Genomic DNA, 480 nt, shown 5'->3' with positions numbered 1-480 from the left:
CATCTATCTCAGGATAGTTGATCTCTCTTTTTATTTTCTAAACAAAATCTAACTGTCATTTCACTTTAGGAATGTTACCGATGGGAATTACAGGCGGGATAAAAAGAAAAACCCCAGTTGGGCGAACAACTAGGGCCTCTTATACAGTTTGGAGTGTTGGTATCTCGATGAAGAAGAGGTATGCAAGCCCACTCTAAAGCCACCAACAACGAGGTAAGTATACATGAAAATCCGATTTAATGGTAGGGAGGCCGTATGAGTACAGCGGAGGTTTTTGATTTTAATGCGGCTCGAAAAACTAGGAGCAACAGGGTGGAAAACCAGAAATTAGGTTTCATCCAGTTGTACAGGAGCATCAGAAATAAACCGTGGGCTAAAGACGTTTTTCTCAGAACGCTGTGGGAAAATTTGCTTATGGATGCAGCCAGACAACCTTATACCGCTAATTTCAAAGGGAAAGTGTGGCACTTACAACCCGGT

The 480-nt window shown here is 42.1% G+C and carries 1 pseudogene; it reads left to right on the top strand.

Features of this window, described 5'->3' with window-relative positions:
* Window positions 1-255: 255 nt before the first annotated feature.
* Window positions 256-480: pseudogene (locus tag Xsto_RS20895) on the top strand (replication protein); the annotation flags it as partial.

Origin of the sequence: Xenorhabdus stockiae (assembly GCF_002632825.1) — a bacterium.
GTDB lineage: Bacteria > Pseudomonadota > Gammaproteobacteria > Enterobacterales > Enterobacteriaceae > Xenorhabdus > Xenorhabdus stockiae.
Note: the sequence above shows the minus strand (reverse complement) of the source record. Positions and strands in the feature narration are given on the sequence as shown.